The sequence below is a fragment of the Streptomyces sp. NPDC001858 genome (assembly GCF_053594615.1).
The window spans coordinates 178,289-197,767 of sequence record NZ_JBSFEV010000004.1 but is presented as its reverse complement, the minus strand read 5'-3'; the positions used below and the strand labels follow the sequence as shown (position 1 = coordinate 197,767).

The following is a 19,479-nucleotide window of genomic DNA, read 5'->3' as shown; positions in this document are numbered from 1 at the left end:
GAGCCGACCGAGGTATCGACCGAGGTACCGACCGACGAACCGACCGAGGTACCGAACCGACGCAGAATCCGAGGGAGTTGAATCCGCGATGCTGACCCCCGTGCCCGACGCCGACGGCGCCTCCTTCTGGCGGTACGCGGCCCAGGGCGAGCTCCGCGTCCAGGCCTGCGCCGACTGCGGCGAACCCCGCTTCCCGCCCCGCCCCTGCTGCCCGCACTGCCGGTCCTTCGCGAGCGAGTGGCGTCCGACCTCCGGCCGCGGCCGCATCTGGTCCTACGTGGTCCCGCACCCGCCCCTCCTGCCGGAGTACGCGGCGCAGGCCCCCTACAACGTGATCCTCGTCGAGCTGGCCGAGACGCCCCGGATCCGCCTGGTGGGCAACCTGGTGACGGAACCCGGCGCCCCCCTCGACTCGGTCTCCCCCGACCGCGTCCGCATCGGCGCCCGGGTGCAGGCGGTCTTCACCGACGCCGGTCTCCCCCAGTGGATCCTGGAGCGCCCATGACCGTGCGCCTCGCCGCCGACAAGGACACCGGGGTCGCAGTGGTCACCCTCGACCGCCCGGCGCGACTCAACGCGATCGACCTGCCGACGGTCGCCGAACTCACGTCACTCTGGCGGGAGTTGCGCTTCGACGACACCGTCCGCGCGGTGGTCCTCACCGGGGCCGGCGGCCGGGCGTTCTCCACCGGCCTGGACCGCGACGCCGTGGTCCCCCAGCCCGACTCGCCCTACATGCAGGACGATCCGCTGCTCACCGTCGGCCCCAAGGCGAACGACCTGTGGAAGCCGGTCGTCGCCGCCGTGGAGGGGATGGCCTGCGGCGGGGCCTTCTACCTGCTCGGGGAGTCCGAGTTCGTCGTCGCCGGGGCCGACGCCGAGTTCTTCGACCCCCACACCACGTACGGCATGGTCAGCGCGTACGAGTCGGTGCTGCTGGCCCAGCGGATGCCGTACGGCGAGGTCGCCCGCATGATGCTCATGGGCACGGCGGAACGGATCTCCGCCCGGCGCGCGTACGAGATCGGCCTGGTCAGCGAAGTCACCGAGCCGGGCGGCGCGTTGGCGGCCGCGACAGCCTGCGCGACCGTCATCGCCGGCTACCCGCCCACCGGCGTCCAGGGCACGGTCCGGGCCCTGTGGACGGCAAAGGAAGCAACCCGGGCGGCAGGCTGGGCCCAGGCCCCCCACCTGATCTCCCTGGGCAACCTGCCCACGGAGGAGCAGACGGACCTGTTCACGGCCCGCTCGCCAACGAAGCCCCGAACCCGCTGACTCCGCCCCGTCACGGCCAGGCGCGCGGCTCAGCAGGCCGCGCGAAGACCTCTGGACGCCCTCGACCGACATTCCCGGCAGAGTCCGGGCTGGGGTGCGCGGATGGCGCGCTCACAGCCGTCGCAGTTCTGGAAAGGCAGCCCGGCCGCTCGCTCGCTGATCTGCGGCGCTGGAGGCAGGGGCGGCGCGGGCAGGGGCGTTTCCCGCAGCCTGAAGGCGAGAATGCCCGCCGGGCGGCCGAGGAGGCGGTCGGGGAGGTTCGCGGTGAGCACTTCGGTGATCCGGTGTGCTCCCACACCCGCCGCGAGCCACCGTGCCACGGCGGGAGCCAGCCGGGCAGCCTCCCGCTCGGACAGCAGCAGACGCGGATCGACCCGGCGCAGGGCGGCGAGTACGGCGACGGCCTGCGGATCGGCGTCGGCAAGCGGGGTCGGCGTCGCGGGCTCGGCGACCTGCGTGCGCGTCGTTTCCGGCGTTGCGTCGGCAGGCTGCTCACGGGGCCGGGGCGGCTTGGGCGGCTTGGGCGACTTCGGCGGGCTCGGCGGGCTCGGCGGCCCCTCCGGATCCGAGCCGCCGCCGGGGACGTCGTAAAAGTACGTTCGGGTACGGACCTGCCCGATGGGCGTTCGCTCGCGGCGGCGCTCCAGGTACCCGGCCGCCTCCAACTCCCTGAGCGCACGCGAGATCAGGATCTCGCCCTCGCTGAAGTGCTCGCACAGGGCGGTGATGGTCACGGGGGTGCCGTCGGGCAGGGAGGAGATGTACGCCGCGACGCCGACCGTGACCGCGCTGCCGCGCCGCTGGACGAGGGCGTTGGAGATCACGGTGAACTCGGACGTCAGGCGAGTGCGGACGTGGATCACGCCGGTGGTCGGAGTTCCGGCGGCGGCGCGCAGGGGCGCGTTAGACTGCGATTCAGCCATTGGGAAGGTCTAGCTTCCTGATAGGTCAGGCCCTCGTTCGGGATGCCAGTCCCGGCCGGGGGCCGTATCTGTTTGCGGTTGTCGCGGCGAACGTAACCGTCCGCATCCCGCGCCTGCAAGCCGGTCACTCGTACGGGTGACGCGGGCTTCGCGGCCGGGGAGGGTGGGTGGGCGGGGAGTTCTTTCCCCCGGTTCTTTCAGGAGGTCAGCGACCCGCCGGACCCTCGCGGACAAGAGTCCGGCAAGGCGATGGCCAGACGTGCTGCTCCCTTGACCATCTCTCGTGCGGTAGGGCAAAGGGAACAGGGGCCGGCCAGAATGCGGCGTCGGTCTACTGCCAGCCGTGTTCCGTGAGAGGGCTGTCGCCGCCGAGGTAGCCGCGCAGGCCGACCGCCGGATACTCGATGATGTCGTCGGGCAGGTCGTGCACGGTGAACCACTCGAGGGCGAGGCATTTCTCGGGCTCCTTGTTGACCGGCTGCCCCTCCCATTCGGTGGCCTCGAAGAAGAACCCGATCCGCTCCACCCTCGCGTCCTGCCGATGGTGCACGGTGTGGACCAGGCGCAGGTGAGCCGGGGCGACGGTGACTCCGGTCTCCTCGTACAACTCCCGAGCGGCGCCGTCGGGAAGGGACTCGCCCTGGTCGAGCTTCCCCGACGGCATGTGCCATCGACCGTGACCGTAAGGGCCGCCCCGCTGCGAGAGAAGAATCCTGTCGCCATCGCGGAGGATGACGTGAGTGTCGATGACGGGCTGTGCCGGTTGTCCGCTCATGTTCCTTGGGGGGTCGGACGGGCGGGTGAGGCAACCGACGCTATCGGCAGATCAATTCGCCGGACTGCAGCGCAGCCGTGGCCCTGAAGGACATCGGCGTCCGACCGACCTGATAATCCGCGCCGGCCGCTGAGAGAGTCGTTCGCCCCGGCTTTTCCGCGGCCCCGGAACGGAGGTCGTCCCGGGGCCGAATGGGTGAGTGTTACGTCGTTCTTGCTGTGCCTGTGCCTTTTTCCGCGTCCAGTGCGTATACGCAGCGGTCCTTGCTGCAGGCGTACACGACGCCGTCGCGGACCACCGGGGAGCCGGTGATCTCGCCGCCGGTCGCCAGTTTCCAGCGCAGGCGGCCGTCGTCGGCCTTCAGGGTGTAGAGCAGGTGGTCGGTGGAGCCGAAGTGGATGCGGCCCTCGGCGACGGCCGGGGCGCCCACGATGTCGCCGCCCGCCTGGAAGCGCCACTTCGGGGTGCCGGTGACCGCGTCCAGGGTGTACAGGCCCTTGCCGCTGCCCACGTGGACATGGCCGGCGGCCACCAGCACCGGGTCGACGGAGGACCGCGCCTCCGTGGCGATGCGCCAGCGGTCGCGGCCGTCGGTGGCGTCGATGGCGTACACCGTGCCGAGGTAGTCGGCGAGGTAGACGCCACCGCCGGTCACGGCCGGGCCGTGGACGAAGGCCGGCGGGGAGAGGAAGACGGCCGGGGCCTCGAAGTGCCAGCGGACCATGCCGCTCGCGATGTCCACGGCGAGGACGCGGGTGCCGGCCGAGAGGTAGACGTAGCCGTCGGGGGCGGGGGTGACGCGGACCGGGACGCCGCCGCAGGAGGCCATGTCGCCGATCGGGTAGGACCAGCGTTCCTCGCCGGTGCGGGCGTCCAGGGCTCTCAGCCGGGCGTCCTGCCAGACGTAGACCGTGCCCTCGTGGAGCACCGGGCCGGCCTCCGGGGACTCGAAGTCGGTCTGGCAGCCGGTGATCTCCCAGAGCTTCTGGCCGCCCGAGGCCTCCCAGGCCTGGACGCCGCCGCCGCGCGTGCCGGTGACGACCGTGCCGCGCTCGGCCTTGAGCGAGTACACCCAGGCGTCCGTGGACAGCCGCCACAGGTCGCCGCCCTCGCGGGCGTCCAGGGCGAACAGGGTGGGGCCGTCGGAGGCGTGCACACGGCCGTCCGCGACCGCCATCGACCAGGCCACGTCACGCGTCTTGAAGCGACGGCGACCGGTGGCCACGTCCAGGGCGTGCACCTCGAAGGAGGTGACGTAGACGAGGTCCCCGGCGACCGAGGGGGTGCCCCACACATCGTTCGACATGCGGAACCGCCACGGCCGCCAGCCCGCCGGGGTCTCCGAGGGCACGGTCTGCGGGGACGGGAGGGCGGTGTCGGCGCCGTTGACGCCGGGTTGCGGGCGGGCCCAGCTGGCGACCAGGCCGGGCTCGGCCACCGGCACCTTCACCGCGGCCGTGGCGCGGACGTCGGCGACGCGCGGACCGGGACCGATCGGGACGGCCGCGCCCGCCAGCCGGACGGGACCGACGTCGGGCGCGCCGACGGCGACGGACGACGGCGGACGGGTGAGGACCACGGGGGCGTGCGGCGGCGGGGGCGGCACGGGCGGCAGGGCGGGCGGCAGGGCCGGCCGGGCCATGCCCACACCGCCGCCACCGCCCGCACCACCGCCGCCGTGGCCGCCATGGCCTGCGTGGCCGCCTGGGCTGCGCGGGCTGGGCGGCGCCGGCAGCGCCGGGCGGCCGCCGCGGCGGGTCTCGATGAGGGTGACGGCCTTCTCGGGCAGCCACGCCGACGCCGTGCCGCTGTCGTCGGAGCCGGAGCCGAAGAGGTGGGGCGCGAGCTGGGCCTGGAGGTCGGCCGGGTTGGGGCGGCCCGTGGCCTCCATCTGCATACAGGACTCGATGAGCGGCCGGAGTTCGTCCGGGAGGCCTTCCAGGTCCGGGCCCTCGCGCAGCAGCATGAAGACCGTCTCGACCGGGTTGGCGCCGTGGAAGGGCGGGTGGCCGGTGGCGGCGAAGACCAGCATCGAGCCCAGCGAGAAGACGTCGCTCGCGCCGGTCACACTGCGCGAGTCCTTCGCCTGCTCGGGGGACATGTAGGCGGGGGTGCCGACGGCGACGTTCGTCATCGTCAAACGCGTGTTCGAAACGCCGGACGCGATACCGAAGTCGATCACCCGCGGCCCGTCCTCGACGACGAGCACGTTGGACGGTTTGAGGTCACGGTGGACCAGCCCCGCCCCGTGGATGGACTGGAGGGCCTCCGCCACGCCCGCCGCCAGCCAGCGCACCGCCTGGGCCGGGAGCGGCCCGCAGTCGTTCACTATCTCCTCGAGGGAGGGCGCGGGGACATAGGCGGTGGCGAGCCACGGCACGGCGGCGCGCGGATCGGCGTCGACGACGGCGGCCGTGTAGAAGCCGGACACCGCCCGCGCCGCCTCCACCTCGCGCGTGAAGCGCACGCGGAAGAGCTGGTCCTCGGCGAGCTCCGTACGGACCGTCTTGATCGCCACGCGCCGGCCCGAGGCCGAGCGGGCGAGATAGACCAGCCCCATGCCGCCGGCACCCAGCCGTCCCAGCACCTCGAACGGCCCGATCCGCCGAGGATCGTGCTGCGTCAGCTGATCCACCACTTGCCTGCCACCTCCCCGTACGAGCCGCGTCACCCACTTGTGTACACGGCCCCGTGCAGCGTCTCACCCACCGCACCGCCATAACGGCACGCACCCTGATTCTTCCTGGCCGGACGGCTGGTTGCGAACCCGGGGGCATTCGGGGTGTCTCACTTCATATGCGGGCATACAGCACGCATATGGCGTCTGTCAGCGCTGGAGAAGCGCGAACGACGCCCCCTGATTGTCCGTGACGACCGCCACGGTCCCGTACGAGGCGGTGAACGGACCCGCCTGCACCCGCCCGCCGAGCCGGCTCACCGCGCCGAGGGCCGCCTCGCAGTCCGCCACGCCGAAGTGCACGAGGAAATGCGACGGCATGACGTCCGGGAAGACGTCGCCCACCGGCGCCCGCCCGAAGTCGGGTTCGGCGCCCGGCCCGAACAGAGCCTCGTGGAAGAGATGGCCGTAGAAGGCGTTGGCGGCCGCGGTGTCGCGGGCGTAGAGCTGCGCCCAGGCGAACGCGCCGGGGCGGTGCCGCACGCCGAAGCCGGGGTGGTCGGCCGGCTGCCACAGGCCGAAGACCGCGCCCTCGGGGTCGGCGGCGAGCACGGCGGTGCCCGCCCCGCCGACCGGCAGCGGCCCCATGACGACCTGCCCGCCGGCGTTGCGGATGCGGCCGACGGTCTTGCGCGCGTCCGGCGTCGCGAAGTACACCGTCCAGACGGTGGGCATCCGGCCGTCCGTCTTGTGGGCGAGCGCGGCCACCGGAGCGTCCTGGAGCCGGGCCCACACCGAGGAGCCGTACGCCTCCTCGAAACCCCACCCGAAGAGCTCCCCGTAGAACCGCTTGCCCGCGTCCACGTCGGGGAGCTGCGCGTCCACCCAGCAGGGGACGCCCTCTGCGTACACCGATGCCCTGTTTTCGGCCATGCTGCAAAAGTAACGGTGCCGCACGCAAGCCGCAGACCAGGCACACCCGCCTCCGCACCCCCTCGCACCCCATTTGCAGTCGGCCGAATCGCGCTCCGATCACCCCTCGGTAAGCTGACGGCATGACAGGACAAGTGCGTACCGTCGACGGCCGCGTGGCCGGTCGGCGCGGGCAGGCGACGCGGCAGAAGCTGCTCGACTGCCTCAGCGAGATGCTCAGCTCCTCTCCGTACCGGGACGTCAAGGTCATCGACGTCGCCCGGAAGGCGGGCACTTCACCCGCGACCTTCTACCAGTACTTCCCGGACGTCGAAGGCGCCGTCCTGGAGATCGCCGAGCAAATGGCCGCCGAGGGCGCGGAGTTGACCGGTCTGGTCGCCGGACGGTCCTGGGTCGGCAAGGCGGGCTGGCAGACGGCGCAGGAACTCGTGGACGGCTTCCTGGAGTTCTGGCGGAAGAACGACGCGATCCTGCGGGTGGTCGACCTGGGCGCGGCGGAAGGCGACAAACGCTTCTACAAACTCCGCATGAAGATCCTCAATTCGGTGAACAACTCCCTTTCGGACGCGGTCGCCGAGCTGCAGTCCAAGGGCAAGGTCGACAAGGACGTGAACCCGGCCGCGGTGGCCGGTGCGCTCGTCGCGATGCTCGCGGCGGTCGCCTCGCACCAGAAGGGTTTCCAGACGTGGGGCGTCAAGCAGGCTGAACTCAAGCCGAATCTGGCGCTGTTGGTGCACCTGGGCATCACCGGCAAGAAGCCGACGAAGTAGCCCCGCGCGCACCGCACGCGCCCCACTTTCACGGTTGTCCCACGGCCACGTCCTGTCTGCCGGGCGGCGGTCCACTCCGGTGGACCGCCGCCCGCCGCGCGCGGTGGGGGCGACCGTCAGCCGGGACTGATCCGGAACACCCGGATCTCCCGATCCACCCGCGCCTGATAGGTCGCGTACGGCGGCCAGAACACCAGCAGCGCCTTCCAGACGGCGGCCCGCTCCTCCCCCGCCAGCAGTACGGCCCGCACCGGGATGTCCGTGCCCTTCCAGCTGATCTCGGCGTCGGGGTGGGCGAGCAGGTTGGCGGTCCAGGCGGGGTGCCCGGTGCGGCCGAAGTTGGAGCCGATGAGGATCCAGCTCGTCCCACCCTCCGCGCCGCCCTCCTCGGGCATGCACGCCAGCGGCGTCCGCCGCGGCTGTCCGCTGCGCGCCCCGGTGACCGTGAGAATGACCCCGGGCAGCATCTGGGCGCTGAGCAGCACCTTTCCCCGGGTGAGACGGTGGACGGCCCGGTCGAGGGCGGGGATGACATGCGGGGCGACCTTCGCGAAGACCCGCGTCGAGGACACTTTCTGCACGGCTGCGCGCGCCGCTCGGCCGCCGATCACACCGACACCTCCGTCCGTTCGAAGAGCCTGGCCGCGTCGGCCGCGTGGGCGCGCAGCCGATGCACGGGTCCGAACAATAGTTCGTCTCCGGCGGCTCGCTTGAAGTAGAGCTGGGCCTCGTGCTCCCAGGTGAACCCGATGCCGCCGTGCAGCTGGATGCCCTCGGCGGCGGCCCGCCGCAGGGCGTCCAGCGCCTGCGCGAGGGCGAGCCCGCCGACCCGCTCCCCCTGCGCATCCTGCCCGCTCTGCCCGCTCTGCCCGCCCTGCCCGCCGGTCGCCCAGGCGGCGTAGTAGGCGGCGGACCGGGCGGCCTGGAGCTGCACATACACATCGGCCAGCCGGTGCTGCACCGCCTGGAAGGACCCGATCACCCGCCCGAACTGCTGCCGCTGCCCGAGGTACTCGACGGTCCGCTCCAGTATCCGGCCGGCGGCCCCGACGGTCTCACCGGCGAGGAAGGCCGCGGCGAAGTCCCCGACCCGGGCCAGGACTTCACCGACGTCGACTCCCTCACCGGCCGGACCGCCCAGCAACCCGGCCTCCACATCGCGCAGTTGGACCCGCCCCTGGGGCCGCGTCGCATCCAGGGCGGTCTGCCTTGTGCGGACGACCCCGGCGGCGTCCCCTGCGACGACGTACAGCAGGATGCGCGACCGTACGAACCCCCCGGTGTGCGCGGGGACGACCAGCGCCCCGGCGCTGTGCCCGTCGAGCACCTGCACGGCCTCCCCGTACAGCCGCCAGCCGTCCCCCGCCCGCCGCGCCTGCACACCGCCCGCCCGGCCGCCGCCGGCCCAGTCGCCGCCGTTCTCGCCGGTCAGGGCGAGGGCGGCGCCGAGGGCGGGGGCGGGCACGGCGAGGGCGGCGGTCAGCGTGCCGTCCGCGATCCGGGGCAGCAGGTCGGCGCGCTGGGCGTCGGTGCCGAGCGCGAGGATCAGGGGCGCGGCGAGGACGGCGGTCGCGAGCAGCGGGGAGGGGGCGAGGGCCCGGCCGGTCTCCTCGGCGGCCAGGGCGAGCTCGGTGAGCGAGCAGCCGACACCGCCGTACTGCTCCGGGAGCGCGAGTCCGGGCAGCCCCAGCTGCTCGGCGAGGGCGGTCCACAGGGCGGGGTCGTGGCCGCCGGCGGTGTCGAGGGCGGCGCGGAGCTCTTCGGGGCCGCAGCGTTTGTGGAGCAGTTCGCGCAGGGCGCGGCGGATCCCGTCCTGCTCGGCGGTGAAGTCGGGGTTCATGGCACTTCCCTCCGGATCTGACGGTCCGTCATATTAGGAGTCCGGGAACGAGATGCACAGAGGGAGGTGGCCTTTCATGACGGCCAGGACCGCAGCGGGCAGAAAAGTGGCCGTGGTCGGGGTGGCGCTCTCCGACTGCGGGCGGCTGGACGACGCGACCCCGTACGCGCTGCACGCCCAGGCGGCCCGCCGCGCCCTCGCGGACGCGGGCCTGGACCGGTCCGTCGTGGACGGCGTCGCCTCCACCGGCACGGGCACCCTCGCCCCCGCCGAGATCGCCGAGTACCTGGGCCTGCGCCCCACCTGGGTGGACTCCACCTCGGTGGGCGGCGCGACCTGGGAAGTCATGGCGGCCCACGCGGCCGACGCGATCGCCGCCGGGCACGCCGACGTCGTCCTGCTGGCGTACGGCTCGACGGCCCGCGCGGACGTCCGGGCCGGCCGCCGCACCGGCACCTTCGCCTTCGGCGGGCGCGGTCCGCTCCAGTTCGAGGTCCCCTACGGGCACACCCTGGTCGCCAAGTACGCGATGGCCGCCCGCCGCCACATGATCCAGTACGGCACCACGATCGCGCAGCTGGCGGAGGTGGCGGTCCAGGCGCGGGCGAACGCCGCCCTGAACCCCGAGGCGATGTTCCGCGACCCGGTGACCGTGGACGACGTCCTGTCCGGCCCGATGATCGCCGACCCCTTCACGAAACTGCACTGCTGCCTGCGCTCCGACGGCGGCGCGGCGATCCTCCTGGCGGCCGAGGAGTACGTCCGGGACTGCCGCAGCGCGCCCGTGTGGATCCTCGGCACCGGCGAGCACGTCTCGCACGCGAGCCTGACGGAGTGGGAGGACTTCACGGTCTCCCCGGCGGCGGTGAGCGGCCGCCTGGCCTTCGAGCGCGCGGGGCTGCGCCCCGAGGAGATGGACTTCGCCGAGATCTACGACGCGTTCACCTACATGACTCTGGTGACCCTCGAAGACCTCGGCTTCTGCGAGAAGGGCGAGGGCGGCGCCTTCGTGGAGAAGGGCCGCCTGCGGGTCGAGGGCGGCGAACTCCCCGTCAACACGGACGGCGGCGGCCTCTCCGCCCAACACCCCGGCATGCGCGGCCTGTTCCTCCTGGTGGAAGCGGTACGGCAGCTGCGGGGGGAGGCGGGAGCCCGGCAGGTGCGGGCACGCGACGGCGAACTGCCCCGGCTGGGAGTGGCCTCCGGAACCGGCGGCTGGTTCTGCTCCGCGGGGACGGTGGTGCTGGGGCGGGGCGCTTGATGCCTCCCGGCAACCTTTCCGGGCGCGGCGGCCACCAGGAGTCAGCAGCTTTCCCGGACAGGCTCCGCCGAACCGCGTAAGGATTCACCGTGGCATCCTCCTCGCACCGCCGTTCCCGCCCCGACCGCCGGGCGATTCCCGTCCCCGCGGCGGTCGTCGCGGCCGTGGCCGCCGTCGCGCTCGTCGTGTCCCTGGTCGTGGCCTTCCGGCCGGGAGGCGGGGGCGAGGACTCGGCGGAGTCCGTCGCGGGCGGGCAGGCGAGCGGGTCTCCGACGACCTCGGCGACGCCGACGTCCGCGTCGCCGACGCCCGCCACGGCGTCCGCGTCCCCCTCCGCGTCCCGGACCTCGACGGCCGCTCCCGCGGCCACCTCCGCGCGGCCCTCGGCCGCGTCCTCGCCCTCGAACCCGGCCGCTGCCTCTAGCGAGCCCGCCGCCCGGGCGGCGTCCGGAACGGCGTCACTGGCCGGGCGGATCCGGCCCGGGACCGCCTACCAGGGCGTCGCCACCTCCTACGACGTCGGCGACGGCGACGGCGCCTGCTCGTACGGGCCGACCTCCGACGTCATGACCGCTGCGATGAACACCGCCGACTACGAGACGTCCAAGGCGTGCGGCGCGTATGTGTCGGTCCGGGCGGCGGGCGGGGCGTCGGTCACGGTCCGGATCACCAACGAGTGCCCGGCGCCCTGCGAGGCCGGCCAGATCGACCTCAGCCGACAGGCCTTCGCGAAGCTTGCGCCCCTCTCGGCCGGCCGGATCCCGATCACCTGGAGCCTGCTGAGCCCGGCGACGTCCGACAAGATCTCGATCCGTTACAAGACCGGCTCCACCCAGTACTGGTGCGGCATCCAGGCCATCGGCCACCGCAATCCGCTGGCCCGGCTGGAGGTCCGCAGCGGCGGCGCATGGATCCGCCTCGCCCGCACCGAGTACAACTACTTCCTGTCCGAGTCGGGCGCGGGCTGCGGCGGCCCGATCAGGCTGACGGACGTCTACGGGGAGCAGCTGACGGTGAACGGGATCGCGGTGCGCGCGGAGGCCGTGCAGGCGACGGGCGTCCAGTTCGCGCGGCGGTGACGGCGATACTCGGTGCATGGCAACGGACCTCCATGAGCTGCTGACGTCACTGCGGGTGTGGGCCCCCGAGGTGACCACGCTGCCGCCCTTCGACCCGACGACGGCCCCCGCCGAGCCGCTGGGGCTGTTCACGCAGTGGTTCGCGCAGGCGGTGGCGGCAGGCCAGCCGGAGCCCCACACGATGACCCTCGCGACCGCCGACGAGAGCGGGCTCCCGGACGCCCGGATCGTCATGCTGCACGGCGCGGACATCGCCGACGGCTGGTCCTTCGCGACCCATGTCACCAGCCGCAAGGGCCGTCAGCTCGCCGCCCGCCCGTACGCGGCCCTCACCTTCTACTGGCCCGTCCTGGCCCGCCAGGTCCGCGTCCGCGGCCCCGTCACGATCGCCCCTGCCAGGTACGCCCGGGCCGATCTGCACGCCCGCTCGACAGGCGCCCTGGCCGCGGCCCTGACCGGCCGCCAGAGCGAGCCGCTCGGCTCACTCGCGGAGCTGGCCCAGGTGTCGCAGGCGGCCTGGGACGAAGCCCGGCGCGACCCGGCGGCCGAGTCCCCGACCTGGACCCTGTACCGCCTGCGCCCCACGGAGGTGGAGTTCTTCCAGGGGGACGCGCAGCGTCGGCACGTACGGCTGGCCTACCGCAGGCCGTCGGCGGAGGGCGACGGCGGATGGTCGACGGAGCTGCTGTGGCCGTGAGTCACAGATCTCGCGGGGCGTGAGTCACACGTCCCGCGTGACGAACTCGTGGACCGCGAAGTCCGCCACCGGGCGGTAGCCGATCCGCTGGTAGAGGGCGTTGCTCGTCGGGTTCGCCAGATCGGTGAAGAGGAGGACCTCCGTCGCCCCGGCGGCCCGCGCGGCACGGCTCACCTCGGCCGTCGCCGCGCCCGCATAGCCATGGCCGCGCAGCTCGGCCGGGGTGTAGACGGGGAACACCCGCACCTGACCGGCCGCCTCCGGGGAGACGCCGGCCATGGAGACGGGGGTGCCGTCCGGGGTCTCCCAGAGGGTGATCCCGCCGTAGGCGATACGGTCGTCGGCCCAGGCGTCGGCGTCCTGGAGCCCGCCCTCGCCGACGCTCACGCAGAACTCCCGGTACCAGCGCGCCAGTAGGGCGCGGTCGGCGGTGGTCGCGATGCGCGGGCCGCCCGGGGGACGCGGGGCCGGGAACACCAACTCGCCGAGTCGGTAGAGGCGTTGGTGCTCGGGGTCGTCGACCGTCTCGGCGCCCGTCCGCCGCCGCCAGGCGGCCGCGAAGGCGCTCGCGGTGTCGCTCACCGCCGCGACTCCCGACAGCCGGTGGCCCGCGGACGCCAGCCGCGCGGCAAGCGCCTCGGCGTCCTCCCCGGCGAGGGGCGTGACGCTGATCGGGTAGGGCGGCGTCCGGAAGAACGCGGCCCGCACGGAGCCGTCCGCCCCCGTCAGCGTGCCGAAGAACGGGGCCTCGTCCCCGTACAGCCGCAGCCCCCGTCGCCGCAGGCCCGCCGTCACCGTCAGCGCGACCGTGTGCAGATCCGGGCGGGAGGCCAGGAAGCCGCCCGCCCGGTCGAGGAAGCCGTCGAGATCCCGAGTGAGCTGCCAGCCGCCGGCGTCATCGGGGTCGTGGGGGCCGTCAGGGTCGTGGGGGGCTTGAGGGTCGTGGGGGGCTTGGGGGTCTTCAGGGCTCATGCCCCTCATGCTCACGCAGGGCCCGCCCCGGCCGCCGCCGAATTACGGCGCCTGCGGCTCCGGGTCCGCCGCCAGCCGGCCATGGCCGTGGACGTCCCGGTAGGCGTCCCTGCGGCCCGCCTCCCACATCGCGCCCCGCAGCGTGCCCTCGTACGCGAACCCGCACCGCTCGGCGACCCGGCACGAGGCCTCGTGCCCGAGGGCGTGACCCAACTCCAGCCGGTACAGCCCGACTTCGTCGAACGCCCAGCGCGCCGCGAGCAGCAGGGACCGGGTGGCCACCCGCGCGCCGCGGGCCTCGGGCAGAACCCAGTAGCCGACGACGCCGGAGCTCTGGATCCGGTCGATGGCGTTCACCGCGACCGAGCCGAGGATCGTGCCGTCCGCCGCGTCCGTCACACAGAAGGTCGCGCTGCCGCCCGCGGCCACGTCCGTCGCCTTCGCCCGCAGCGACTCCCGCGCGCTGTCGGTGTCCGTGATGGTCCGCAGCGGTGTGTTCCAGCGCTGGAACTCCGGCTCGACGTGCGCCCGCAGCCATGCGTCGACGTCCTCGGCGGACTCCGGATCCCAGAAACGAAGGCGAAGGCCGTGCCCGTCGAGAGCGTCGAAGCCGTCGAAGCCCTTGCCGGGCCGTGTGGGAGAGGACTCGTGGATGCCCATCATCCGAGTATTGGACCACTCGCGTCACGCGGACAACCCGTACCCCGCCGCCCGGAACACCGGCACGCCCTCCCGGAAGGCGACCGTCAGCCGCATTCCCGCCCGCAGGTCGGTCTCCGCCGCGCCGAGCACGCCGATCAGCTCCGTGGACATCCGCGGGCCCTCCGCCAGGTCCACCACCGCCGCGATGTACGGGGTCCGCTCACGGAAGGGCGGGAGGTCGTTGCGGTGGACGACGGACCAGGTGTAGAGGGTGGCCCGGCCGCTCGCGTCCTCCCAGGCGACGTCCTCGCTCCAGCAGTGCGGGCAGAACTCCCGGGGGTAGTGGTGGGGCCGGGCGCAGGCGCTGCAGCGGCGGATCAGCAGGCGGCCCTCGGCGGCCGCGTCCCAGTACGTGCGGGTGAAGGCGTCCACCTCGGGCAGGTCCATAGATCTGACGGTACGTCAGACGGACCTTGCCGGGAACCCCGTGCATGCGAACCCTTCCGGGAACCCCGTGCATACGGACCCTTCCGGGAACCCCATGTATTTCGCATGAGGGATTCCTTTGCGTTCGCCATGAAGCTGTGCGTCGCCCGTGAATGTCCCGCATATTGTTGACGATTTTGTCGGGCCCGAATTACGTTCGCCATCCGTAAGGCCAGACACCACGCCAGACAGCACGCCAGACACCACGCCGTACGTCCGAGAGGCAGCATCGTGAAGCACAGGGCAGTCAAGCGCAGGTCCGTCGTCCTGGGACTCGGCGCCACCGCCGGCGTCGCGGCAGTGGGCGGCATCGCCCTCGGCGCACAGGCGTCCAGCGACACGTCCTCGGCCGCGGGCTCCGCCACGGGCTCCCTGGTCTTCGACCCGGACGGCTACACGGAGCTGACCACGACCGTCACGGACACGGCCGGCACCGAGCACGAAGTCAAGTACCACTTCTGGAAGGCGATCACCTATGTCGCCGAGCCGGTCGACGAGAAATACCAGAGCCTGAACGTCAGCGTGCCGGTCGAGATCGACGGCGTGGCGGTCGACGCGAGCGACGCGCCGATCCTGCTCGCGAACACCGTCGGCGGCTACATGCCGTCCACGATCACCGAGGCCACCGGGGTCGGCGCGTCCGGCGCTCCGGTCGGCGGCATGGGCGGCGGTGCGGGCGGCACCGCCTCCGCCAGCGCCAGCGCCTCCGCCTCCGCCAGCGCCGCGCCGAGCGCCTCCGCCTCCGCCTCCGCCAGCGCCGCGCCGAGCGCCTCCGCCTCCGCCTCCGCCAGCGCCGCGCCGAGCGCCTCCGCCTCCGCTGCGGCCCCCGGTGCCAATGGCAACACCAACGCCAACGGCGGCGCCCTGAACACCAACCAGTACCTGGCGTTGGGCGCCGGCTATGTCGTCATCGAGCCCGGCGCGCGCGGCCGCACGCTGGTGAACTCCGCCGGCGAGTACTACGGCGTGGCGCCCACCGTGATCGTCGACCTCAAGGCCGCCGTGCGGTACATCCGGGCCAACAAGGGCCGCATCCCCGGCGACACCGACCGGATCGTCTCCGCCGGCACCAGCGCGGGCGGCGCCGTCTCCGCGCTGCTCGGCGCGTCCGGCGACAGCCCGCTCTACGCCAAGCACCTCAAGGAGCTCGGCGCGGCCGACGCCTCCGACGCGATCTTCGCGACCGGCGCCTGGTGCCCGATCACCGACCTGGAGCACGCCGACGGCTCCTACGAGTGGAACTGGGGCGCCAACGCCCTCAAGACCGGCAGCCAGGTCGACCAGACGGTGTCGAAGGCGCTCCAGGCCCAGTTCGCCGAGTACCAGGCCGGCCTGAAGCTGAAGGGCCTGAACGGCTTCGGCACGCTGAACGCCCGCAACTACGACGAGTACCTGGTCGAGCAGTACCTGGAGCCGTCCGCGACCACCTACCTCGCGGCCCTCTCGGACGCCGACCGCGCGACCTACCTCGCCGCCAACACCTTCATCACCTGGAAGAACGGCAAAGCGTCCTTCTCCTGGGCCGACTTCCTCACCCACGTCGGGGCCCGCAAGAAGGACACCCCGGCCTTCGACGCCTTCGACCTGTCGACGGGCGAGAACAACGAGTTCGGCACGGGCACGACCGCGGCCCGTCACTTCACGGCGTACAGCCTGAAGAACGACACCACCGGGCTCACCGCCACCCGGCTCGACAGCGACATCCCCGAGCTGCTGCGGCTGATGAACCCGATGTACTTCCTGGCCGAGAAGCCCAACGCGGGCCGCAGCAAGCACTGGTGGATCCGCCTCGGCACGAAGGACTCCGACACCGCGCACACGGTCTCCGCGAACATCGCCGCCGCCGCGCACGGCCTCGGCGACGACGTCGACCACCTCTACTACTGGGACGAGGGCCACGGCGCCAACACCGACCCGGGTGACTTCATCGCCTGGATCGCCGAGGTCACGGGCCACCAGGCCAAGTCCAAGTCCGAGTCCAAGACCGACGCCAAGACCAAGGTCAAGAAGTAGTAGTCCGCCCGCCTCCCCGCCCGGCAGGAGGCATCCTGAACGCGGCGGCGTCCGTTTCCCGTCATAGTCACTGACGTCACCGCCCGCGACGGCGCCTGTTTCCCGTCATAGTCACCGACGCCGTTCGCACGCGACGCCTGGCCCGAGCGCACCTGGGCCAGGCGTCGCACCCTTTCCGCACAACCGGGCGGGGTACGTCACCGGTCCCACCCACTCCTCCCCCACGCGTGATCGATCCGCAACCAATTCCCCTCTTGACCGAGACCCATCAACCCCCCGCGTGATTACGCTCGCGCTCATGGAAGACTCCGCACCGCGCCCCACCCCTCAGACCTCGCAGGCGATCACCACCGCGAACCCCGCCGACCGCCCCGTCTACGTCGTCGGCGGCGGCCCCGGCGGACTCGCCACCGCGTACGCGCTGCGGGCCCAGGGCATCCGCGCGGTCGTCGTGGAGAAGGCCGACGGAGTCGGCGCGTCCTGGCGGGGCCACTACGACCGGCTGCATCTGCACACCACCCGTCGGCTCTCCGCCCTCCCGGGGCTCAAGATGCCGCGCCGGTTCGGGCGTTGGGCGGCCCGCGACGACATGGTGCGGTACCTGGAGAAGTACGCCGAGGTGCACGAGCTGGAGATCGTCACCGGCGTCGAGGTCTCCCGGATCGAGCGCGGCCAGGGCGGCGTCGGCTGGCTGCTGCACGCCAGCGGCGGCCGTGAGCTGACCGGCTCGGCGGTGGTCGTCGCCACCGGCTACAACCACACCCCGTATCTGCCGGACTGGCCCGGCCGCGAGGCGTTCACGGGGACGCTCACGCACGCCCGCGACTACCGCACCGGCACGGACCACGCCGGCCGGGACGTCCTCGTCGTCGGCGTCGGCAACACCGGCGCCGAGATCGCCGTCGACCTGGTGGAGGGCGGTGCGGCCCGGGTGCGGCTGTCCGTGCGGACGGCCCCGCACATCGTGCGCCGTTCGACGGCCGGGTGGGCCGCGCAGTACACGGCCGTCCTCGTACGGCGGCTGCCGGTGCGGCTGGTCGACCGGCTCGCGCGGCCGATGGCCAGGGTGAGCGTGCCCGATCTGTCGGCGCACGGCCTGCCGCGCCCCGACAGCGGCCTCTACTCCCGGGTGAAGGAAGGCGCGATCCCGGTGCAGGACGTCGGCCTCATCGACGCCGTGCGCAAGGGCAAGGTGGAGATCGTGGCCGCCGTGGAGGGCTTCGAGGACGGCGGGAAGGTCGTGCTCGCCGACGGCTCCCGGATCACGCCGGACGTCGTCGTCGCGGCCACCGGCTACGTCCGCGCTCTGGAGGGCCTGGTCGGCCACCTCGGCGTGCTCGACGACCGGGGCAGACCCGTCGCGCACGGCGCGCGCACTCCGAAGGGCGCCCCCGGCCTGTACTTCACCGGCTTCACCACCCCCATCAGCGGCACGCTCCGCGAGCTGGCGATCGACGCGGAGAAGATCGCGAAGGCCGTCCGCAAAGCCTCGGATCGTCAACTGCGGTAATTCCGCTGCCTGTTACACGTGTGACGGCTGTGACGACAGGCGTCGCGAGAGAAGTCCGAGAGATGTGGTGCGAGATGTAGCGAGAGCGTTGTCGTGCGCCCCCGCACGGAGCCAGAATGTGAGCCCTGTTCACCTTTCCCGCTCCGCCCCCTCTCTACGGAGGACGTACGTGGCAAGTGAAAGTCAGCTCTCCCGCCGCTCCCTGCTCGGCCGCGGCGCGGCCGTGGCCGCCGGTGCGACCGCCCTCACCGCGACCGTCGCCGGCCCGGCCGCCGCGGCCGCCGCCCGGGACGTGGACGTCGCCATCGTGGGCGCCGGACTCGCCGGTCTCACCGCGGCCCGCGACCTGGTCGCCGCCGGCCGGACGGTCGCCGTCCTGGAGGCCCGCGACCGCGTGGGCGGCCGGGTGGTGAACCTGTCCCTGGCCAACGGCGGGGTCACGGAGGGCGGCGGCGAGTTCATCGGCCCCACCCAGGACCGGATGAAGGCGCTCGCCGACTCCCTCGGGGTGGCCACCTTCGCCACCTACAACACCGGCAAGAACCTGCTCTACAAGGACGGCAAGAAGACCCCGTACGCCACCGACGGCCTGCTCGGCTCCGTCCCGCCCATCGACCTGGCCGGGCTGGCCAACGCCGCGATCGTGCAGGCCTCGCTGGACGACATGGCCAAGACCGTGCCGGTCGACGCGCCCTGGACCGCCCCCAAGGCGGCCGAATGGGACAAGCAGACCTTCGAGACCTGGCTGAACGCCAACGCGGTGGTCCCGTCGGCGAAGTTCCTCCTCGACGTGGCCTGCACCTCGATCTTCTCCGCCGAACCGCGCGAACTCTCGCTGCTCTTCGTGCTGTTCTACATCGCCGCCGCCGGCAACGCGACGACGCCCGGCACCCTGGAACGCCTCACCGAGACCGCGAACGGCGCCCAGGAACTGCGCTTCGTCGGCGGCTCGCAGCTCGTGCCGATCAAGCTCGCCGCCACCCTCGGCGACCGCGTGGTGCTCAACGCGCCGGTGCGCACGATCGCCAAGTCCGGCAGCAAGTACGTCGTCACGGCCGACGGCATCACCGTCACCGCCAAGCGGGTCGTCGTCGCCGTCCCGCCGCCGCTCGCCGCCCGCATCACGTACGACCCGCTGCTGCCCGCCGCCCGCGACCAGCTCACCCAGCGGCTGCCGATGGCCTCGGTCGGCAAGGCGATCGCGATCTACGACACCCCGTTCTGGCGGGCCGACGGCCTCAACGGGCAGGTCGTCAGCGACACCGGCGTGGTCAGCTCCACGTTCGACAACTCCCCGCCGGACGCCTCCTACGGCGCGCTGATGGGCTTCATCGAGGCCGACGAGGCACGCGCGCACGACGCGGCGAGCGAGGCCGAGGTCAAGGCGGCGGTCCTGAAGGACTACGTGACGTATTTCGGCGAGAAAGCCGCCTCCCCCACGTCCTTCGTCCTGCAACGCTGGAACAACGAGGCCTACACGCGCGGCGGCCCGGTCTCCATCGCCGCGCCGGGCGTCCTGACCCAGTACGGCCCGGCCCTGCGCACGCCCGTCGGCGGCATCCACTGGGCCGGGACGGAGACGTCCGTCTACTGGATGGGCTTCATGGACGGAGCGGTGCGCTCGGGCGAGCGGGTGGCGAAGGAGGTCCTCGCGGTCCTGTAGCCGTTCACCGAGCCACGCATTTC

Annotated in this window: 18 protein-coding genes; 9 read left to right on the top strand and 9 right to left on the bottom strand. The window is 72.8% G+C overall.

Annotated features, from left to right (window positions below; translation table 11 throughout):
• Positions 1-88 precede the first annotated feature (88 nt).
• Together ACWCPF_RS07580 and ACWCPF_RS07575 are read left to right on the top strand one after the other, a co-directional pair.
• The gene (locus ACWCPF_RS07580) at positions 89-505 is read left to right on the top strand and encodes a Zn-ribbon domain-containing OB-fold protein (RefSeq protein ID WP_451044031.1); all 417 of its coding nucleotides are present in this window, start codon (positions 89-91) and stop codon (positions 503-505) included.
• Positions 502-1,275 carry an enoyl-CoA hydratase/isomerase family protein gene (locus tag ACWCPF_RS07575; RefSeq protein WP_451044030.1) on the top strand — a complete coding sequence of 258 codons (774 nt, stop codon included), beginning with the start codon at positions 502-504 and terminating at the stop codon, positions 1,273-1,275. The genes ACWCPF_RS07580 and ACWCPF_RS07575 overlap by 4 nt, the downstream gene beginning before the upstream one ends.
• A 29-nt stretch (positions 1,276-1,304) precedes the next feature.
• Here ACWCPF_RS07575 and ACWCPF_RS07570 read toward each other — a convergent pair whose 3' ends face one another.
• The 4 genes from ACWCPF_RS07570 to ACWCPF_RS07555 form a co-directional block, all read right to left on the bottom strand.
• Positions 1,305-2,198 carry a hypothetical protein gene (locus ACWCPF_RS07570; RefSeq protein WP_451044029.1) on the bottom strand — a complete coding sequence of 298 codons (894 nt, stop codon included), beginning with the start codon at positions 2,196-2,198 and terminating at the stop codon, positions 1,305-1,307.
• Positions 2,199-2,529: 331 nt separating this feature from the next.
• A complete protein-coding gene (locus tag ACWCPF_RS07565; RefSeq protein ID WP_451044028.1) occupies positions 2,530-2,973 on the bottom strand; it encodes an NUDIX hydrolase in 444 nt (147 codons plus the stop codon).
• A gap of 202 nt (positions 2,974-3,175) precedes the next feature.
• Positions 3,176-5,611 (bottom strand): outer membrane protein assembly factor BamB family protein, encoded by a 2,436-nt coding sequence (locus tag ACWCPF_RS07560; RefSeq protein WP_451044027.1) that lies wholly within the window; start codon positions 5,609-5,611, stop codon positions 3,176-3,178.
• A gap of 189 nt (positions 5,612-5,800) precedes the next feature.
• Positions 5,801-6,523 carry a VOC family protein gene (locus tag ACWCPF_RS07555; protein WP_451044026.1) on the bottom strand — a complete coding sequence of 241 codons (723 nt, stop codon included), beginning with the start codon at positions 6,521-6,523 and terminating at the stop codon, positions 5,801-5,803.
• Between the two features lie 134 nt (positions 6,524-6,657).
• On the opposite strand from ACWCPF_RS07555, the gene ACWCPF_RS07550 reads away from it, so the two are divergent.
• On the top strand, positions 6,658-7,293 hold the full coding sequence (locus ACWCPF_RS07550; RefSeq protein WP_307167621.1) for a TetR family transcriptional regulator: 636 nt from the start codon (positions 6,658-6,660) through the stop codon (positions 7,291-7,293).
• 116 nt (positions 7,294-7,409) lie between these two features.
• On the opposite strand, the gene ACWCPF_RS07545 is transcribed toward ACWCPF_RS07550, so the two are convergent.
• Positions 7,410-7,904 carry a nitroreductase/quinone reductase family protein gene (locus ACWCPF_RS07545; RefSeq protein ID WP_451044025.1) on the bottom strand — a complete coding sequence of 165 codons (495 nt, stop codon included), beginning with the start codon at positions 7,902-7,904 and terminating at the stop codon, positions 7,410-7,412.
• Complete coding sequence (locus tag ACWCPF_RS07540) at positions 7,901-9,133, bottom strand: acyl-CoA dehydrogenase family protein (protein ID WP_451044024.1); 1,233 nt, start codon at positions 9,131-9,133, stop codon at positions 7,901-7,903. The genes ACWCPF_RS07545 and ACWCPF_RS07540 overlap by 4 nt, the downstream gene beginning before the upstream one ends.
• Positions 9,134-9,209: 76 nt before the next feature.
• On the opposite strand from ACWCPF_RS07540, the gene ACWCPF_RS07535 reads away from it, so the two are divergent.
• From ACWCPF_RS07535 to ACWCPF_RS07525, 3 genes are all read left to right on the top strand, one after another.
• On the top strand, positions 9,210-10,394 hold the full coding sequence (locus ACWCPF_RS07535; RefSeq protein ID WP_451044023.1) for a thiolase C-terminal domain-containing protein: 1,185 nt from the start codon (positions 9,210-9,212) through the stop codon (positions 10,392-10,394).
• Between the two features lie 89 nt (positions 10,395-10,483).
• Entirely contained in the window at positions 10,484-11,473 is a 990-nt protein-coding gene (locus ACWCPF_RS07530) for an expansin EXLX1 family cellulose-binding protein (RefSeq protein ID WP_451044022.1), read from the top strand.
• Between the two features lie 16 nt (positions 11,474-11,489).
• Complete coding sequence (locus ACWCPF_RS07525; RefSeq protein WP_451044021.1) at positions 11,490-12,170, top strand: pyridoxine/pyridoxamine 5'-phosphate oxidase; 681 nt, start codon at positions 11,490-11,492, stop codon at positions 12,168-12,170.
• 24 nt (positions 12,171-12,194) lie between these two features.
• On the opposite strand, the gene ACWCPF_RS07520 is transcribed toward ACWCPF_RS07525, so the two are convergent.
• The 3 genes from ACWCPF_RS07520 to ACWCPF_RS07510 are packed head-to-tail and all read right to left on the bottom strand — an operon-like array spanning position 12,195 to position 14,231.
• The gene (locus tag ACWCPF_RS07520) at positions 12,195-13,142 is read right to left on the bottom strand and encodes a GNAT family N-acetyltransferase (protein ID WP_451044020.1); all 948 of its coding nucleotides are present in this window, start codon (positions 13,140-13,142) and stop codon (positions 12,195-12,197) included.
• Positions 13,143-13,184: 42 nt separating this feature from the next.
• Entirely contained in the window at positions 13,185-13,802 is a 618-nt protein-coding gene (locus tag ACWCPF_RS07515) for a GNAT family N-acetyltransferase (RefSeq protein WP_451044231.1), read from the bottom strand.
• Positions 13,803-13,826: 24 nt separating this feature from the next.
• Positions 13,827-14,231: a Zn-ribbon domain-containing OB-fold protein gene (locus ACWCPF_RS07510; RefSeq protein WP_451044019.1), complete on the bottom strand. Its 405-nt coding sequence runs from the start codon at positions 14,229-14,231 to the stop codon at positions 13,827-13,829.
• 270 nt (positions 14,232-14,501) lie between these two features.
• Between ACWCPF_RS07510 and ACWCPF_RS07505 the strand changes: the two genes are divergently transcribed.
• From ACWCPF_RS07505 to ACWCPF_RS07495, 3 genes are all read left to right on the top strand, one after another.
• Positions 14,502-16,283, top strand: coding sequence for a subtype B tannase (locus ACWCPF_RS07505; protein ID WP_451044018.1), 1,782 nt, complete (start codon positions 14,502-14,504; stop codon positions 16,281-16,283).
• A gap of 298 nt (positions 16,284-16,581) precedes the next feature.
• Positions 16,582-17,793: a flavin-containing monooxygenase gene (locus ACWCPF_RS07500; RefSeq protein WP_451044017.1), complete on the top strand. Its 1,212-nt coding sequence runs from the start codon at positions 16,582-16,584 to the stop codon at positions 17,791-17,793.
• A 169-nt stretch (positions 17,794-17,962) separates the two neighbouring features.
• A complete protein-coding gene (locus ACWCPF_RS07495) occupies positions 17,963-19,456 on the top strand; it encodes a flavin monoamine oxidase family protein (RefSeq protein ID WP_451044016.1) in 1,494 nt (497 codons plus the stop codon).
• The last annotated feature ends 23 nt before the right edge of the window (positions 19,457-19,479 follow it).